At 69.9% G+C, this 18,119-nt stretch carries 13 protein-coding genes; 3 read left to right on the top strand and 10 right to left on the bottom strand.

All coding sequences use genetic code 11. The features are described from left to right. The 5 genes from eccCa to A5701_RS19715 all read right to left on the bottom strand — a co-directional run. Positions 1–2,438, bottom strand: a 2,438-nt coding sequence (gene eccCa, locus A5701_RS19735; protein ID WP_067757584.1) for a type VII secretion protein EccCa, incomplete at its 3' end; no start/stop codon positions are given. Beyond that, positions 2,435–4,036 (bottom strand): type VII secretion protein EccB, encoded by a 1,602-nt coding sequence (gene eccB, locus A5701_RS19730; RefSeq protein WP_067757581.1) that lies wholly within the window; start codon positions 4,034–4,036, stop codon positions 2,435–2,437. The genes eccCa and eccB, both read right to left, overlap by 4 nt. Then, positions 4,033–5,895 carry a type VII secretion AAA-ATPase EccA gene (gene eccA, locus A5701_RS19725; protein WP_067757597.1) on the bottom strand — a complete coding sequence of 621 codons (1,863 nt, stop codon included), beginning with the start codon at positions 5,893–5,895 and terminating at the stop codon, positions 4,033–4,035. Before eccA ends, eccB begins: the two co-directional genes overlap by 4 nt. Before the next feature lie 317 nt (positions 5,896–6,212). Then, positions 6,213–7,691, bottom strand: a complete 1,479-nt coding sequence (locus A5701_RS19720) for a PPE family protein (protein WP_067757577.1) — start codon at positions 7,689–7,691, stop codon at positions 6,213–6,215. Positions 7,692–7,837: 146 nt separating this feature from the next. Beyond that, positions 7,838–8,734 carry a class I SAM-dependent methyltransferase gene (locus A5701_RS19715; RefSeq protein ID WP_067757574.1) on the bottom strand — a complete coding sequence of 299 codons (897 nt, stop codon included), beginning with the start codon at positions 8,732–8,734 and terminating at the stop codon, positions 7,838–7,840. Positions 8,735–8,869: 135 nt separating this feature from the next. Between A5701_RS19715 and A5701_RS19710 the strand changes: the two genes are divergently transcribed. Then, positions 8,870–9,340, top strand: coding sequence for a DIP1984 family protein (locus A5701_RS19710; protein WP_067757565.1), 471 nt, complete (start codon positions 8,870–8,872; stop codon positions 9,338–9,340). Positions 9,341–9,677: 337 nt separating this feature from the next. Here A5701_RS19710 and A5701_RS19705 read toward each other — a convergent pair whose 3' ends face one another. From A5701_RS19705 to A5701_RS28335, 4 genes are all read right to left on the bottom strand, one after another. Beyond that, positions 9,678–11,717: a serine/threonine-protein kinase gene (locus A5701_RS19705; RefSeq protein WP_067757562.1), complete on the bottom strand. Its 2,040-nt coding sequence runs from the start codon at positions 11,715–11,717 to the stop codon at positions 9,678–9,680. Positions 11,718–11,724: 7 nt separating this feature from the next. Continuing rightward, the gene (locus tag A5701_RS19700; RefSeq protein ID WP_067757557.1) at positions 11,725–12,933 is read right to left on the bottom strand and encodes a hypothetical protein; all 1,209 of its coding nucleotides are present in this window, start codon (positions 12,931–12,933) and stop codon (positions 11,725–11,727) included. Next, complete coding sequence (locus tag A5701_RS19695) at positions 12,930–14,303, bottom strand: hypothetical protein (RefSeq protein ID WP_231968748.1); 1,374 nt, start codon at positions 14,301–14,303, stop codon at positions 12,930–12,932. Before A5701_RS19695 ends, A5701_RS19700 begins: the two co-directional genes overlap by 4 nt. A gap of 152 nt (positions 14,304–14,455) precedes the next feature. After that, positions 14,456–15,403, bottom strand: coding sequence for a sensor domain-containing protein (locus A5701_RS28335; protein WP_197498896.1), 948 nt, complete (start codon positions 15,401–15,403; stop codon positions 14,456–14,458). Between the two features lie 160 nt (positions 15,404–15,563). Between A5701_RS28335 and A5701_RS28610 the strand changes: the two genes are divergently transcribed. Together A5701_RS28610 and A5701_RS27635 are read left to right on the top strand one after the other, a co-directional pair. Beyond that, positions 15,564–16,352 carry a sensor domain-containing protein gene (locus A5701_RS28610; protein WP_197498895.1) on the top strand — a complete coding sequence of 263 codons (789 nt, stop codon included), beginning with the start codon at positions 15,564–15,566 and terminating at the stop codon, positions 16,350–16,352. Between the two features lie 44 nt (positions 16,353–16,396). Further along, a complete protein-coding gene (locus A5701_RS27635) occupies positions 16,397–16,834 on the top strand; it encodes a hypothetical protein (protein WP_082954755.1) in 438 nt (145 codons plus the stop codon). On the opposite strand, the gene A5701_RS19675 is transcribed toward A5701_RS27635, so the two are convergent. Next, complete coding sequence (locus tag A5701_RS19675) at positions 16,831–18,021, bottom strand: FHA domain-containing protein (RefSeq protein ID WP_082954754.1); 1,191 nt, start codon at positions 18,019–18,021, stop codon at positions 16,831–16,833. The two genes, A5701_RS27635 and A5701_RS19675, sit on opposite strands and share 4 nt — an antisense overlap. Positions 18,022–18,119 lie beyond the last annotated feature (98 nt).

Below are 18,119 nucleotides of genomic sequence, written 5' to 3'. Positions count from 1 at the left end.
GGGTCCCGGCGCATCTCGAAGGGTTTGTCGATCTCGCCGAGCGGCCACTGCCACTGGCGCTGCGGCACCCCGGCCCGGGCCAGTACCGCGGTCAGCGGGATCGGCTCGTCCAGCGGCGGCAGCCACAGCTGCGGGGCTCGCGGACCGTAACGCGCCAGCTGGTCGCCGATCGTGGCGATCAGCTTGCGTGGCGGGCCGGTGAATTCCTCGTCCTCGGCGGCCGGGATCACCATGTCCTGCTCCGGTTCCACCCGTCCGGCCGTGAAAAGCTTGGGCTCCGGAACGGACTGCACCACAAGGGCCTTGGCCTTCTGCGGCGGGTCGTAGATGCCGTCGACGTAGGTGCTGCGGAACTTGATCGGGGTCGCGCCCGGGGCGGGCACCAGGAAGCCCACGCCCTTGTGCTCCTTGCCCGATTCGATGTGGTACGCGTCCTCCACGCCGATGATCTGGCGGGAAACGCTGGGACTGGCCACCTTCAAGCCGATGCGGTACGAGGTGTTCTTGTCGATGTCCTTGATCTTGCCCACGTCCAGCGTCTGCGACGCGAACAGGATGTGGATGCGGAACGAGCGGCCCTTGCGGGCAACGTAATCGAACAACTCCGCGTATTCGGGGTGATCGGCCAGCATCAGGGTGAACTCGTCGGCGACCACGAACAGCGTCGGGATCGGCGGCAGGTCGTGCCCCGCCGCGATCGCGCCCTCGTACTCCACCACCGAGTTGAACGCGCTGCCCTGCACGCGGCGGCCAGCCTCGCGCAGCAGTGTTTCGCGGCGGGCCACCTCACCGCGCAGCGTGTCGGCGAACCGGTCGGCCAGCGACTTCTTCTCGGCCATGTTGGAGATCACCGCGACCACCTGTGGGAAATGGCGGAAGCTGTCCGCGCCGGCCTCACCCTTGAAGTCGGCGTAGATCACGATCAGACGGTCGGCCGAATGGGTTGTCAACAGCGACAACAGGATCGACATCAGCGTCTGCGACTTGCCCGATCCCGTCATACCGATCATCAGACCGTGCGGGCCCATGCCGCCCTCGGCTTCGTCCTTCAGGTCGAAGAACAGCGGTTCACCGGTCGCGGTGACGCCGATGGGCACGCGCAACTCGTCCTCGCGGCGGCGCGGCGCCCACAGCGTGGGCACGTCCAGCCGCGAGGCGTCGCCGATGCCCAGCAGGGTGGTGAAGGTGGCGCCGCGCGTGGCCGCCGAGCGCAGCCCGGTGTGGGTCGGGTTGGAGTCCCAGCGCGACAGCTGGCGAGCCAGGTGGGCCGCCTCGTCGGCGCCGAGCAGGTCGGCGTCGTCGATGTAGGGCTGCCAGCCGCCGGTCTGCCAGCGCTCGATCGCGCCGTTCGCGACGCGCAGGATCGGCTTCTCCGGGTCCGAATACTGCTCGCGGTGCGGCGGGGTGGCGGAGCGGTGCACGACGGTGACTCCCGCGCGGCCGAGCGCGAGCGTCGAGGTGCTCAGGTCGAAGTCGGGGTCGTCGATGACGATCAGCAGGTGCCGCAGCGCGTCCGCGGGCTCGCCGGTGAACGCCGGCCGGTCGACGAACGCGGGGCCCAGCAGCAGGACCAGCTCGTCGGGGTTGGTCGACAGCAGGCGCGCCGGGCCCACGCCGTCGAACTCACCCGGAACATCCACGTGTGCAAGCCATTTCAGCCAGGACCAGTCTGGGCTCTCCAGGTCGCGGGAGACCAGGGCCACCCCAAGCACGGTCGGGTCGTGCCACGTCACGGCCTGGGCGAGCCAGGCGCGCATCGCCGCCCGCGCCTCATCGGGCTCACCCAGCACGGTGATCCGCGAGACCTTGGTCAGGTCGATCCCGGTGGGCACGTCGCGCACGACGCGGTGGGTGTCGAGCAGGCCGCGTAATGCGCTGTGCGACACGGGCTCCAGGTCGACCTCGTCCGCGGTGTCGTTCACTCGCAGCGCGGTGCTCAGGGGCACCTGGTGGCGGCCGGCGCGCAGGACCAGGAAGTCCGGGTCATGCGGATCGCGCTCCCATTGCCTGCGCGACCCCGGCACGGCGGCCAGGGCCACCGGGTCGGGGTGCGACCACTCGGCGGCCGCCCGTTGCTGAGCGGCCTGGGTGCGGATGTTGTCGCGGACCACCGAGAGGTAGCGCAGGTAGTCGGCGCGTTCGGCGTCGACCTCCTCGGTGCGCGTCTTGTTGTCGTTGCCGCGATACATCGCGGTGGCCGCCAGCAGCAGCACGAACGGGAAGAACAGCGTCTGCGGCGAGATCAGCCGCATCCCGGTGGCGAACAGCGCGACGACCATACCGACGATCAGGATCACCAGCACGTACGGCATCGCGCGGCGCAGGAACGACGGCGGGATCACCCGTGGCAACTCGGGCGGCGCCTCGATGTTGATGGTGCCCTTGCGGGTGACCGGCGGCGCCAGCCGGCGGCGGGCTTCGAAGATGAGTCGGCTCATCGGGGCGCTCCCTCTGCTGATGCCACGCGGCCGGGCTTGGTGTCGGGCGCCAGTCCGTCGTGTGCCAGCAGCGCGTCCGCCCGCGACAGCGTCGGGCCGGTCGCGAACAGCGAGAGCACCGACCAGGGTACGGGCACCGCGGGCTCGCTCAAGCCCAGGGCCTCAACGGTTTTGCCACGCCCGGCGGCCGAGGTCTCCGCCTCGTTGTCGATGCCGTAGCGAACTCCGGTGTCGGACACCCAGAACAACGACCCGGTGCCGGGCGCGCCGGCGCCGCCGGTGACGGTCTGGGCGAAGTAGCCGGTGCCCGGCGCCAGGGCGACGCGCGTCGCGGTGGCCGGGGAGGCGCCGCCGACCAGGTCGACGGTGCGGATCGATTCGGGTATCGGCAGGGCCGAGCCGGCCAGCAGGCTCAGCGAGCTGGTGGCGGCGCCGCCGGGCTTGCTCCAATAGGCGCACGTGACGGGATCTTTGGCCGCGTCGACGAGGGTGATCTGCTGGTCGGGGTAGCGCGCGGTGTCGAGCATCCGGGACACCGGCAGCTTCGCCACCGCGTCGGCGCCCAGCCGAGGCGGCTGGTCCAGCCCATAGGAGTTGGTGTTGCGCAAGATCGCCGCGAGCACCGGGGAGATGGGCTGCAGGCCGTCCGGCAACACCGCGTAGTAGCGCGGCGCACCCGACGAATTCTGTTCCAGGGCATAGGAAACCACCACTGCCCCGATCGGCGCAGGCACGCTGAAGCCAGCCGGCGCGCCGGCGTTCGGGATGGCGGGCGCCGTCAGCGACGGCGCTTCGGGGATGGCGTTGAACAATCCCAGTGCAATGGGCCGCGGCGCGGGCACCTCAGTGTTGTTGAGTCCCAAGCCAAGCGCGTTGGTGACCGCGTGATCGGCCAGGTTGAGCTGGCTGCGCCTGCCGTCCCAGAGGAGCCAGGTACTGTTGCCGCTATCGACCAGGACGGCCTGTTTGGCGTCGAGTTTCGCCGCGCGGGCACCGCCGCTGTCGGGGCGTCCGGCGATCACCGTGACGCCGGTGCTGTGGATGGCGTGCGCCGTCCCGCCGATGCCGTCACACACGGTCCAGTTGGCATCGCGCGTGGTGTTTTGCACCATGCGCTCCGGTGCGCCCGGGATACCGATCAGGTTTCCGCGCGGAAACCGGTCCAGCTCGGTGCTTTTCACCGTTGTCGGGTTGACGGGCTTACCGACGATCAACCGGGCCGACGTCAGATTGAGCACCGGATGCAGCTGTTCGCCCACCCGCACGTACAGGGCGGCCGTCGACCGGTCGGCGAGCACGGCGTTGGTGCCCACCGTCCCGTTGGGACGGATCAGCGAGAACACGAAGCAGCCCGCCAGGCCGGTGGCGAGCAGGACCACGCCCATCAGCACCGCGCGCAACTGGGTGCGCAGCGGGTCGACCAGCATCCTGGTGTCGTGCAGGGCGATCCCGGAAGCGATGCGCCGCATCACGAACCGCCAGCCGCTGACCTGGTGCCGGGTGACGAAGCCGCGGCGATACTCGACCTTGTCGGGATTGTCGTTGACCGGCGTGCGCGACGCGAACGAACGCCGATCGTCGGATTCGGGATTCGTCATGCCGGCACCGACAGCCCGAGTCCGCGCAACAACGGCTCCACCGAGTTCTCGACGTCTTGGTCGGTGATCGTCATCAGCTCCTCGTCACTGAATTCCCCGGTGCCCGCGTGCTCCGAATGGTCGAGCCGGAATTCGCGCTCCTCCTCGGAGCGTTCGACGATGTTGCGGACGAATCGACCGTTACCGGCGATGTCCAGGTTGCGCCGCGAGATTCCGTTGGCGTCGGGCGTCGACTCGGTGGCCAGCTTGGTGAACAACGCCTCCATGTGGTGGAGCGCGGCCTGTTCGAAGACGCTGTCGCGCTGCTCGGCCATCTTGTTCGCGATCTCGACGAGTTCCGACGGTGCGTACGAAGGGAAGTCGATGTTGCGGGTGAATCGGGAACGCAGACCCTCGTTGGTGTCCAGGAACTTGTCCAGATCGGCCCGGTATCCCGCGATGATCACCACCAGCCGGTCGCGGTCGTTCTCCATCCGTGCCAGCAGGGTGTCGATGGCGACCAGCCCGAAGTCGTTCTTCGCGCCGGTGGCCACCAGGGCGTAGGCCTCGTCGAGGAACAGCACCCCATCGAGTGCGCTGTCGATGATCGCGTTGGTCTTGGCTTCGGTCTCGCCGATGTGCTGGCCGATCAGGTCGGCGCGGTGCACCTCGCGGATGTTTTCCCGCTTCAAAAGCCCGAGGCCGCAATAGATCTTGGCGACCACGCGGGCGATCGTGGTCTTACCGGTGCCGGGCGGCCCGGCGAACACGAGGTGGTGGGCGCGCTGTGCGACAGCGAGGCCGCGCTGCTTGCGCACCAGCTCCATGGCGACCGAGCTCTTCAGCCGCGACACCTGGTTCTTGACCTCGTCGAGGCCGATGAACTCGGCCAGCTGGACTTCGGCCTCGTGCAGCAACACGGCCTTGCGCTCGTGGGCCGCGGGATCGACGAAGTCCTCCGCGCTGGGCTCGGTGTCCGGGTCCCAGGGGTCGGTGCGCGCTTCGATCCGCGCCGCGGTGGTGGTCGCGATCCCAAAGCTGGTGTCCAACAGGGCCTGTTCGATCTGTTCGTTTTCCGGGTGGGCCGCGTACAGATCCTGGAGCACTTCGCTCGCCGACTCCTCGTCGACGTGCGCCCGCAACACCAGCGCCTTGGCCAGCGCCCCGTCGACCGCCGCGACCGCGACCGGACCGTCGGGCTCCTCCAGGTACGACAGCGCCGGGGCGAACATGCCCAGCCGCGCCAGCGCGGTCCCCAGGGCGATCCTGGCCGCGTGCGCGAACGCCTCGTCGAGCCCGGCGTCGTTCACGACCGGCGTCAGCAACTTGACGACGTCCGACCAGCGCTCGGCGCGGTAGTTGAGGACGACGGCGACCCAGCGGGCCTCGCGCCAGCTCGGGCGGCGCGCGGTCAGGCCGGTGACGATCTGGTCGGCTTCGGCGAGCCGCGCCGCATCCCCGGTCGACGCCAGGCCCGCCGCGTGGGCGAGGTGGAAATCGTCTGGGGTGGCGGCGCGGAACTGCAGGTACAGCCCGGTGTCATAGCGGAAGCCCAGTTCGCCCGGCGCCAGATCCACCTTCCGCTGCAACACCCCGGCCGTGCTCGCGGTGCGCGACACCGCCTCCAGCACCCGCAGGGACACATCGCCGGCGGCCGCGAGGCCCGTCCAGGCGTCGCACTGGTCGTGGGCGACCCGGGTCAGCGCGGTGAAGCCGGAGCGGGCGGCGGTCAGGTCGGCCGGGCGCTGGCGCTGGTAGACCGAGATGCCGAGCGCGCGGCAGCACGTGGCGAACCGGCTGACGACGTCGCCATCAACCCTGGCATCCGCACGTGAATTGACGGGCTGAGCGGCGAGCACGCCGGTGTCACCGAGTTCCACGGCCACGTCTCTCCATTTGTGTAGCCTCCCCTAACCTAACCCGCCTGAAGTTAGCATTGCATAAGCTAAGTGTCGAGGCGCGAGGGCCCGTCCGACTCACCACATCACTCCCAGCTCATCACCGCGAATGAGGGAGTTCAGGCGTACTCCCGTCCGCATTTTCGGTCCGTTCCCCCGGCTCCGACGGATCGGCGGGCCACCACCGGCCCCGCCGAGCGGCCCGAGCTTATCGAAAATCATTTTCATTAGCAATCCGAGAACGCAGCCAATAGTCGTCCGGCACGCCCGAAAAGTTCCGGCCCGCGGCGTGCGCGCCGCTAGTCCCCCTCCCAGGAGCCGGGCAGCAGGGGCAGCACGGGCCCACCGCCGAAGTCATCGCCGGTGAGCGTCGCCAGCCCGGTCGCCGCCCGGGCGGAACCCTTGCTCGCGGTTCCGGCGAAACCCAGGGCTCCGGCGCCCCGATCCGATGCGAGCGAGGAGCTGGCCGGCGCCGCCGGATCCTCGGGCTCGCCATCGGGGTCCAGATCCATGAACTCGTAGCCGCGGTAGCGATCTTGCAGGCCCGCCTGCCGGCGGCGACGCGCCCGCCGCTGCTCCCGAGCCGATGCCGCGGCCGCCGCCGTGGCCGCCGCGGAATCGGGCTCCGGCGCCTTGCGCGGCACGCCGGCACTGGTTCCCGAACCGAAACCCGCGGTCGGCCCGCCGACCAGGTATGGGAACGCGGCGCCTTCGACGCCGGCGGGGGGTGGCGACGGTGGGGCCGCGGGTGCCGGCGCCGAGGCCGGCGCGGGTGCCGGGGCCGAGGTCGGGGGCGAAGACGGTGCCGGCGCCGTGGCCGGGGCAGCGCTCGCTACAACCGGAGCGCGGCTGACGACTGGCGCATCGGGTGCCGGCGCCATCGGAGCCGGCGCAGCGACGGGAACTGGGGCAGGCTGGATTCCGGCCATCAGACTCAAGCCGGCTATGCCCCCCGCAAATCCACCCGGCACGATGAACGGCACGGCGGCGAGCTGTGGGAACGCCTGAAGGGCCTCGCCCACGTGGGTGAACTCGTCAGCGATGAGTCCGGCGGGCCCGAAAATGTCTTGTAGCAGATCCTCTAAGGCGTCGGCCGGGTCCGTGCGAAACTCCGCCAAATCTCTGGCTATGGTCTGGAAAACCTCCGTGAATCGGTTGATCCACCAGCTGAGCTGGTACGGGTTGCCGCCGTCGTTGTCGATGATTCCGTCGTCGTCACTGTCTTGGCCGCTGTCGGCGGCCTGCACGATTTGTGGCGCGGGCCCCGTTTGCGGCGCCGAAGCCACCGCGGCGGTGGAGACCGCCTGGTAGGTGGACATCGTGGTGGCCGCCTGGACCCACATCCGCGCGTAGTCGGCCTCGTTGACCGCGATCGGGATGGTGTTGATGCCGAAGAAGTTCGTCGCCACCAACACGCCGTGAACGGTGTGGTTGGCCGCCAACTCGGGCAGCGTCGGCATCGCGGCCAGCGCCACGGTGTAGGCCGTCGCCGCGGTCTCGTGGCGGGCGGCGGTCGCCGCACTGATGGCGCTGGCCCCCATCAACCAGGCGAGGTAGGGCGCGTGGGCGGCCGCGTACTGCTCGGCGGTGGGTCCCTCCCAGGCGCCGGCCTGCGCGGCGGCCAGGGTCGCGGAGAGCTCGTCCGCCGTCGAGGCGTACGTGGTGCTCAGTGAACTCCACGCGGCCGCGGCGGCCAGTAGGCCGGCCGGGCCGGGGCCACTGCTCAGCTGGGCCGAATGGACCTCCGGGGGCAGCGCCATCCACACCGGTGCGGTCATCCCGCGACTCCTCGCCGGGCTGAGACCGTGCCGCCCGGGCTGTTGGGCGGCACACCGATCAGCCCGGTATTAGTCGGGGGCGGGCACGCGAAAGTTCCCGCGCGGGATCAACTCATCGAGAACACATGAAAAGCCCGGGGGTCGGGTCAGCCCTTGACGGCGCTCACCAGCGTGTTACGCGAGACCATCGACCCTGCATCCGTGTCGGGCCCGGGCACCGGCCTGCCGTTCTGGGCCAGGAACTCGGCAAGCGGGGTGCCGACGGCGGTCCAGCCCCGGTCACCGAACCACTCCGTGGCCGGTGCGATCCGCTCGTTGTAGACCAACTGATAGAACGGACGCTCGGCACCGTCGGCGCGTTCCGCCTCGCGTTTGGCCTCGAAGTCGTCCTGGTCGAGCGGCGCGCCGTCCTCGACCGCGACGTGGCTGCCGGCGGCGGCCAGGTTGTCGATGCCGGTGAACAGCTGCTCCTCCGCGGCGGCCGGGAGGTAGATGAGCAAGCCTTCGGCTATCCACGCCGACGGCCTGGCGGGATCAAAGCCGCTGTCGCGCAGGGCCTGCGGCCAGTCGTCGCGCAGGTCCACCGCGATCTCGCGCCGCTCGGCCTTGGGTTGGGCGCCGTGCCCGGAGAGCACCTCACGCTTGAAGTCGAGGACCTGCGGTTGGTCCAGCTCGAAGATCGCCGTCCCGGCGGGCCAGTCCAGCCGGTAGGCGCGCGAGTCCAGTCCGGCCGCCAGGATGACCACCTGGCGCACGCCCGCGCCGGCGGCGCGGCGGAAGTACTCGTCGAAGTATTTGGTGCGGGCGCCCTGGAAGTCGACGAAATGCGCGCCCCAGTCCGGAGTCTTCAGCTGGTGGTCGGGGAGCTTGCCGTCGAGCACGTCGGCCGCCCACCCGCCCACGGCGCGGCAGAACAGCTCCGCATAAGGGTCGACGGCCAGCGGGTCCGGCTTCTGCGCCTCGAGCGCTCGGGCGGTCGCCACGAATAAGGCCGTCGAACCGACACTTGTTGTGATGTCCCAGGTATCGCCTTCACTACGCACGAATTCGACAGTACCGGCGGTCGGCGACCGGCGGCCGGTCAGTGGCCGGCCGCGGGGTCGGCGGAGGCAGCTGAGCAGCCTTTCTCGGACCTATCCTGGTTAGGCGGTTGCGCCGCCCACCGGAGGGGGAACATTGTGAAGTTGGCCGAGGCGTTGTCATTGCGGGCCGATGCGCTGCGGCGTATCGAACAGTTGCGCACACGCATCGTGAGCAGTGCCCGCTATCAGGAGGGCGAAGAACCCGCCGAAGACGCGGCGGCGTTGCTCGCCGAGGTCGAGGGCGTGCTGGGCGAGTACGAGGTCTTGATCCGGCGGATCAATCGCACGAACGCGGCGACGACGATCGGCGCGGACGGCACGCTGACCGACGCGTTGGCGCGCCGCGACGCTCTGCGCTGGCGTCACCATGTCCTCAAAAGCGCAGCGGACGCTGCTGCCGGGAGCTCCCAGCAGGGCTACTCTCGTCAACTGCGGTCCGAGCTAAAGATGTTGTCCGCCTTGACCGTTGCCGATGTGCGCGCCCAGGCTGATCAGGTGGCCCGCGAGCTTCGCGAGCTCGACGTGCGGATCCAGCGATCGAACTGGGAGGTAGACCTGTTGGAGTAAGGGAGCCGGGGTATAGCAGGTAGGCGTCGCGGAGGCGCGCACGAGCCCTGGCCGGCGGGCCAAGTCCGGTCTCTCCTGGCGCACGAAGGGCAGTGCAGGGGGTTCGACTCCCTCCTCACATCGCAGCCCCGCATCGCGCACAGGTGACGGGGCACAGCGCACAGCACATCACCGCGTGCGGATCCGTGACGACGAGGGTGGGCACGGGGCATACACCGAGCGGTTCGGCGGCGGCCGGTCCTCTCTGCCTGCGGTTGCGACGTGACGAGGAGCGAGGCGATCGCCGCAGCGACGGCAACGGTCTTGAACCATCGATGCGGCTCGTTGAGCGGCATCGTCAGTGGATCTGGTTGGCGAGCTTGGTGACCAGCGCGCTGTTGAGATAAGTGGTGGCGGCCGGGCCGCCGGAGTTGAGGGCGACGATGGTGGCGGGGTCGTCGATGATGACCAGGGTGCCACCGAAACTGCTGTATCTGGCGGGCAGGCCGGCGTATCCCCCGCCGCCGGCAGCCGGGTCGGTGCGCAGCAGCAACATGACGTCGCTGCGCTGGGAGAGGTAGTCAGTGTCGTTGATGTCGAACGGGACTTGCGCCGGACCGCCGGGGCTGCGCTTGTAATAGGCGTTGTAGGTGAAGCCGATGCTCTCCAGGTAGCCGCTCGGCGGAGAGGGGGTCACGGCGGCCGTCGTGGCGGTGCCGGTGTAGTTGACCACCACGATGGACTTCCCGGAAAAGGCACCGTGCTCGGAGCGGATGGTGTTCTGTTCGGATTGCGCCTTGTCGATAAGGGTTTTGGCCGTGCCCGTGCGGCCGAGGGCGGTGGCGATCCAATTCAGCTGCGCCTGCCAGGTCCAGTCTCCGGTGTTGTCGGCGGGCTGGGCGAGAGTGGGCGCGATGGCCGACAGCGCGTTATAGGTGGGTTGGTCGATGTCACCGGTGTCGATGATCAGGTCGGGCTTGGCGGCGGCGATCGCCGCGGTGTCGGCTGCGGCGAAGACCGGCGGGGATGAGTGCACCAGTGGTTGCAGCCAATTCGGAACGGTGGCGTTGGCCGCGTTCATCAGGACGGGCTGAGCGCCCAGCGACAGGACGGCATCGGGATCGCCGGGCCCCAGCGCGGCGACGGCCATCGGGCGGTGTTGGATCTTGACGGTGCCGAATTTGGTTGCGAGCGTTTGCGGTTCATAGGGGCCCAGGCCACCGCCGCTGCCGCCGAACAGATGGATGCCCACGACGGTGGCGGCGGCCAGCGCCGCGACAAGAACGATCGCGGCCACGACGAGACGAGTCCGTTTGCGCCGCTTGGCTTTCGGTGAGATGTGGGGCCCGCCTAACGACGGGGGCATGCCCGCGAACTGTTGGGGCGCGGCGTGGTGCGGGGGCCCGGCCGCCCCGCGGGGGTCGTACGCGGGCCACCCGGGCGCCGATGCCAGCCCGGGGGGCACGGTTGGCGGATACGTCACCGTTGGATTGGTCGCGTTGCTGGTTGGATTGATCGCGTTGCTTGCCGGTGGCCCGGTGGGGCCGGGACGCGTCGCCGGGGTGCCGGTCAACGCTGCGGCGGTGGCAGCCGCCAGTGCGCCGGCGGTCTGGAAGCGCTCGGCGGGGTCCTTGGCCAGCGCCCGGGCGATCACGTCGTCGATCTCGCGGGGCAGGGCGGGGTTGACGTCGGTGGGGTGCGGAACGGGCCGCATCAGGTGTCCGGCCAACATCGCCGACAACGAGTTGTCCTCGTAGGGGGTGCGGCTGGTCAGCAGCCTGAACAGGGCGCACCCCAACGAGTAGATGTCGCTGCGGGGGTCGGCCGCCCGGCCCTCGATCGTCTCCGGGGCGGCATAGGCGGCGGTGCCGACCATCGAGCCCGTGGCGGTCAGCGTGGTGGCGTCGTCGAGGGCGCGCGCAATCCCGAAGTCGGCCAACAAGACTCGTTCGTGGTCGCTGCCCGGCGCTGCTACCAGGAAGTTTCCGGGTTTGATGTCGCGGTGCAGCACCCGCCGGGAGTGCGCGTAGTCGAGTGCGGCGGCGACGTCGGTGACGATGCGCACGATGCGGGCCGGGGTGAGGTTGGCGCGGTCCAGGTCGTTGGCCGCGGTTCCCTCGACGTACTCCATGGCGATCCACAGGTGCCCGTCGTCGGTTTCGCCGCGGTTGTACACGCGCACGATGTTCGGATGGTTTAAGGTGGCGGCCAGGTCGGCCTCGCGGGTGAAGCGGACCCTGAACTGGTGGTCCACGGAAAGCTCGGCGGACAGGATCTTCAACGCGTCGCTGCGGGGCAGTGTCGGGTGGCGGGCCAGGTACACCGTGCCCATCCCCCCGGAACCGAGCACACCTTCGATACGGTACCCGGCGATGACCGTTCCGACGGCGAGAGGCATCAGGCGCTCATTTCCCGGTGAGCAAGCGGTATTGGGCGGCCATCATCTGGTGCAGCGCGTTCTCCTGCTCGTTCTGCATCTCGTAGGCGTAGCGATCCGCGCGCGCCACGCACCAGTAGCCCAACGCCTCATTGAAGCATCTCGCCTTGGGCATCCCGCTTATCCCGCCGACTTGGTGTGGGCCGGACATGTCGGCGACGATGCGCGCCGCCGCCCCGGCGTCCGGGGTCTGATAGACCCTCGTTTCCAGCACGTAGGCAACCTCTTGTACGTTGGCGGACTTGAACAATGCCTGTAGGTGCACCGGGTCATCGGCCTCCAGGTGTAACGCTCCGTGCGCGTCATAGATGCCGTCGTTGATCGACTCGTTCTCCTGTCGGGGCGGCACGGTGCGCGCCATCAACCCGTCGGGATCCAACGGCAGCTGAGCCATCCGATCCGGCGGAGTGGGCTTGAAGGCATCGATTAGGGGCTGCTGCAGATCCAGGGTGGTGGCGATGAATTGCGCTGCGACGTCGGCCGTGTCGTCCGACGTCGCCGTTTGGGCGAGGAGGTATTGGCCGTGGGCGCTCAGGGCGGTCACCGAGAAGCGTGGGCCGCCCGGGGCGGGGTACTGTGCGGTCCAGCGGAAAGTCAGTGCGGCCGTCCCCGGATAACGTGGAATCGAAAAGGGCTGTGTGGGAAGCGGTTTACTGTCAAATGGCATCGTCAGGGTGGTGCCCTTGGCGGCCATGTCGGCGGCCGCGGCGATCGCGTCGGCGGGGCTGGCCAGCTCCAACACAATGTTGAGCAGACCCTTGTAGGGGCCCTTGTCGGTATGCCGTGAGCTGGAAAACCCGGCCACCAGGTTATGGCCCCGCAGCGCGTCGCCCATCGGGATGCCCAGCAGCGCGTTCACCCCGTCGGTGTCTTTGACCACGCCGGAATCGATTTGGGCGTAAGCCGTCAGGTCACGGTCGACCTCCCAGGGACCGACGACGGCGCCGGCCAGGCGGCGTCCTTCGGCCCAGCCGCCCCGCAGCGCGTCGCCGGCCGTGCCCAGGGGGTCGCGCGGGGTGGTGGGGAAGTTCCCGGCGTCGAGCAGGGCGAGGTCGACGCCGTCGGAACCGTCCGTCCCCGGGGCCCTGACGGCGGTTCCCGCGACGGTCGAACTGCACGCGACCGTCAGCGCCGCGACCGCGACGGCGAGGGCCAACGGGCGGGTAAGGCTCGTCATGGCGCCGTCAGCATCAGGTATTGGGCCGCGACGATCTGGTGCGCCTCTACCTCTTGGGCGGCAGTGACTTTGAACGCGTAGCGGTCGGCGGTGCCGAGGCACAGGAAGCGCACCGAGCCCAACTCGGAAGTATCGGGCCCGCGGTCGAAGCAGCGCGCCGAGGGCAGCCCGTTGACGCCGGGGGCGGAGCGGTAGCCCAGGAAGGGAACGTCGATGCGGGCGAGCCCGTCGGCGGCCCGCTGGGCGCCGGTGGTGTCGACGGCCTCGTAGACGGTGGTGCGGTCGGCGGCGACGTGACCGATGCCGGCGTCGGCGAACATCGCCTCGGTGGCCACGGGGTCGGGCCGGAAATGCAGCGCGCCGTGCGGTGGATAGACCGTGGCCTGGTTGGCGCCGGGGTCGGTGGCGGGCACGGTGCGGGCCAGCAGTCCGGTCGGGTCGGCGGGCAGGGCGGCCAGCTGGTCCACCGGGGTGGCCTGGAAGTGGTCGGCCATCGGGCCTTGCAGGTCAAGGGTTTTGGCGATCAGGTCGGCGGCCGCGCCGGCGCTCTCTTTGGAGCCGGCGAACTGGAAGAACACGTAGGGGCCGTGCGCGGTGAACGCTTCGGCTTCGAAGCCGCCCGACAACGGCGCCACGTTCGCCACCGTGTCGGGGTAGCGCGGGATCGGCAGCCGGGTGGCGGGGATGTTGCCCGGCCGGATGGTGGCCAGGTCGGCGGCGGCCATGGCAGCGGCGGCGTCGCTGGCGTCCTGTGCGCCGGGGAATCGGAAGACACCGTTGTCGAGGATCTTGGGTTTGTCGGTCGGGGGCTGGCCGCGTGGCGGTGGCGGGGTGACGCGCCCACTGACGAAGCCTGCCACGAAGTGATGCGCCGCGGCGATCGCGGCGATCGAGTCACCGCGCACCAGCGCCGAGAGCCGTCCCGCCTCGGGAAGTGCTGTGGTGGGGGCGATTTCGGCGCTCAGCGGGCTGATCAACGTCCCGTCGACCTGCCACGGGCCTGCCACCATGTCCGCCATCCGCTGGGCTTCGGTCCGGCGCCCGGCCGCGTCGTCGGCAACGGTGCCCAGCGGCGGGCGCGGTCGGCGCGGATAGTTGCCGGGATCGAGCAGCGCCACGTTGGCCGCCGGTGGCGCGGGGCCGCCCGACTTGACGGCGTTGCCGGTGACCACGGTCGAGCAGCCGACGCCCAGTGCGGTCACCGCGGCGAGCGTGACGATCAGCAACGCCGGCGATCGCAGCCGGGCGCGAATCCGTTTCTGGTCCTCGCGGATTCGGCACCATTCGGCCCCTGCGTCGGCCCGGGCGGCAGTGCGGTGCAGCTGGCCGATCCGCGGGGAGCGGTTACGCGGCGCGTGCCGATCCCCCATCCCTGTCCCCTCGTTTCGGCGCCCACTGCAGGCCACCCGCGGCGATCCCGACCAGACCAGCAGAATGGTAGTCGCTACCACCAGCGCATCAGATTCGTTCGCCGATTTTGCCAGGGCTGATCATCATCCCTCCTTCGCGATGAGTTCGGCGGTCAGCCGGTGGTGACGCGCTCGGCCATCCGCGTGGCGATCGTGATCGCTTGATCGGTGCGGTTCTCGCCGCAGCTGCGCACGTCGATGACGATGTTGTTGCGCGCCGCCAGGGCTCGCTGGCACTGCCAGCCTCCGGCGCCCTCCTGGGTGTTGGTGATGCTCAGCATTCCGTCACGGTTGGTGGCGGTGCCCGCTGTCCAGACGCTGGTCGGCTCCCGGCGGGTGGTCAGGTGCAGGCTGGCGCCGTTGCATCTCGGCCACGCCTGCGCCTGCTTGGCGGCAAAGTCGTTGGCCGCTTTCGCGGTGCCGAAGTAGATCGCGGCGCTGTGGTTGAGGTGCCGGGCGCCGTCGCGGTCCTGCAGCGACTGGGTCCGAACACCGATCCAGCCGCTGCCGTCGAGTTCCGACTCGAGTGCGGGCGCCTGGATCTCACCGCATTCGGGCCGGTCGGTCGTCAGGCCGCTGTAGGCGGTGTGGTCGTTGCCCGAGTCGGGTGCGGGCGCGATATCGGTGGCGCCCTCGATGCTGTTGATCATCGCGACGTCCAGCAACAGGCCGGGCAGCGCCGACAACGGCACCGTGGGCGCCTCCGGTGCCGGGCCCGGGCTGACCGGCGCCGCGGAAGTCTTCGGCGCCGGCAGGACCGTCGAGCTCGCCGTGTCGTCGGGGCTGGCTGCGACGTTGATCGCCAGGCCCGCGGCCCCCAGGGTGACCACGACCGCGGCCCCCACCGCGATCTGCGCCCAGGTGGGCCAGCGCCGCGAAGGCGCGGGGACGAACGCCGGCGGGTATCCGGGCGAGGGTCCCCAGGCGGGCGCCCCCGGCAGCAGGGGCGGTCTCGGCGGAGGGCCCGCCATCGCGAATGGCCGGCGCGGCAAGACCGCGGTGACCTGCTCCGGGTTCGGCGGTGTCGGGTGGGTCATCGGCGGGTGCGGGTGGTTGGGCATGTGCGGTCCTTCGGAACGGGTTGTCGTGTGCGGCGCCTCCGCCGCATTGCTCCGAATTGAAACACAGCGTTCTGCGGTGCGCAATGTTTTGAAACGTTGCACCGCTCCGTTTTTATTGCTAGCGTTCCACCATGACCGGACGACCTGGCAGGAGGACCCCATGAGCGCTGCATCGCTGCAACACCACGCCAAACCGTCGAGCGGCGCACCCGGGTCGGGCACCGCGAGGCGCGGACCGCACCTGGCACCCGCCGTGCGCTGGGCGCTGGTTGCCACCGTCGGCCTGGCCCTGCTGCTGACGGGGTGCACCGCGACCACCAGCGGGCGCCCGGCGGCCGCCGCGGACCTGGGCCGCTGGCAACCGCCGGCGATCCTGCCCCAGCACCTCGCCGACCTGCTGCTCAAGGAGGACGACGTGAACACGATCGCGCACACCACCGGCATGACGGTGCGTAAGCCGGTCTCGCGGATGTGGCACGACGAGGAGATGCTGTCCAACCCCGCCTGCGTCGATACCTACTCGCCCGCCGAAGCCACCGCGTACAAAGGCAGCAACTGGACGGCGGTGCAGGGGCAGATACTCGACGACGCCACACCCGCCGTGCGCGAGCACGCGCTCATGCAAGTCCTGATCGGTTTCCGTGACGCCGATTCGGCCCGGCAATTCTTCGGCCAATCCAAAGCGCGCTGGTCCGGCTGCGCCAACCGCTCCATCATCGTCACGGCCCCCGGGCACGCCCCCACCGTTTGGGAGCTCGGCGAGCTGCAGGCCAGCGACTCCACGTTGGCCATCCTTCAAACCCAACCCAGCGGCCGCGGGCCCACCTGCCAGCGGGCCATCGGGCTGGTCAACAACGTCATCGTCGACACCCTGTGGTGCGGGTTCGACACCACCACCCAAGCGACCGACATCGTCTCGAAAACCACGGCCGTGATCTCGCAAGCGTGACTCGCCCGTCGCCCACCCGAACCCTTACCCACTACGGAGGAATCATGTCCGCGCCGCACCGAGGCCACCGGCACGCTTACGGCTACCCCCAGCCGCATCAATACCCGCCCGCGCATCCCCACCCGCCGGCGCATCCCTACCCGTCGGCGCATCACGCCCCGCCGCCCGGCTATCCGCCGCCGCCAAGGGGCGCGGAACCGCTCTTCGCCGTGCGGGTCAGGAAACACACCGGCGCCGTCATTCTGATGTTCAACCAGGCCTACACGGTCACCGGGACGCTCGCCCAATGCGAGGCCGCACTGGACAACGCCCTGCTCCACAACCTGCTGGCCGGGTGGTGGAGTTTGGCCTCCGTGCTGGTCTGGAATTGGGTGGCCCTACTCGAAAACCACAATGCGCGAAAGCATTTGCGGCGCCAGGCCGCCGCGCGGGCGTACACCGCGCCCGCCACACCGCCCTGGATCGCCGGACCGCCGCGTTAACTGATCGTCAGCTGGGCGATGAGGTTCTCGATGGCCCGTGCGGCCTCCGGCGCGATGGAGCGCTCCGCCTCGGCGTCTTCGAGGACGGACACCGGCAGGCCGGCGCCGTTGGCCGCCTCCTCGAGGTTCAACTCCGCGCGGTGGCGGGCGCCGTAGAGCCGCTGGCCGAGGGTGGCCCCCGGTGAACGCGCCGCGCGCATCATCAAGTCGTTGTAACTGCGCCGCACGCCGCTCAACGCCAGGATGACCGACGGGCTGCCCTTGGCGTTGCGCGCGGCGCTCGATGCCAGCCGCTCCAGTCTGCGCAGGTCGGCCAGGGTCTTCGTGGCCTTGGGGGTGAAGTCGGGATCGGTGGGCTCGGGCAACTCGGAGATGGCGGTGTGCAGGGTGTGCATGGCCAGTTCGACCGTCTCGGCCATCAGCGGCGCCTGGACGGAGTCGGTGAACGACTCGGTGGCCTCCTCGAGGGCACCCGCGACCGGCCCGCCGGTCCTGATGGGACCACCGGTCGGCGGCGCAGTCGCGCCGCGGCGGATTCGGGTGATGTGGCCGGTGGGCCAGTCCAGCACCCGCTCGAGCTTCTCCAGCGTGGCGCGGCGCGGCCAGCTGCGACCCTTCTCGAAATTGATCAGGGCGCCCGCGTTGATGATTCCGTCGCGGTCCAGGCTGCGCTGGGAAATCCCCAGCTGCTGACGCCGCTCTGCGACCGCGTTGCCCGCGCGCACGACGCCGGGGTCGCTTTCGTTGTCCCACCACTGCTCGTCCTCGGCCTCGAACGGGCGCATGATTTGGGTCGATTCCTCTGGTGGCGCGTCCGATTGGTGCTGCGGGGTCAGGGTCACCGGGACCCCGTCGGGGGCGCCGAGACAGATCGTGATGGGCCCGGTGATCAGTACCGAGCTGCGACGTATCCCGTCGACGAACATCCCGTTGGTGCTGGTGTCGAAGGCCTGCCAGCCGTCGCGGTGCGGCTCGAGCCGAACGTGTGACCGCGAGATCCGCTCGTCGTCCACCGCTACCGTGGTCCCGGCGTCGCGCCCGATGACGGCGACGCCGGCCGCGGGCGCCAGGGTGCGCGTCGCCTGGCCGACCCGCACGGTGAGCGCGGTCGTCGGTTGGTCGAATGTCACTGATCGCTCCTCGGTCGAGTAGGCGCCCCACTGCTGCGGTAGGACTCGGTGCACCACTGCTGCATGCTACATCCGACCCGCGTGCACCGGTCCCGGGAAATCCACCATGCGGCGGCGGTGTCGCCGAGCCCTGGCCCGCCTGCACGCCGTACCGC

The sequence above is a fragment of the Mycobacterium sp. E3305 genome (assembly GCF_001666785.1).
Lineage (GTDB): Bacteria > Actinomycetota > Actinomycetes > Mycobacteriales > Mycobacteriaceae > Mycobacterium.
This window is presented reverse-complemented; position numbering and strand designations above follow the sequence as displayed.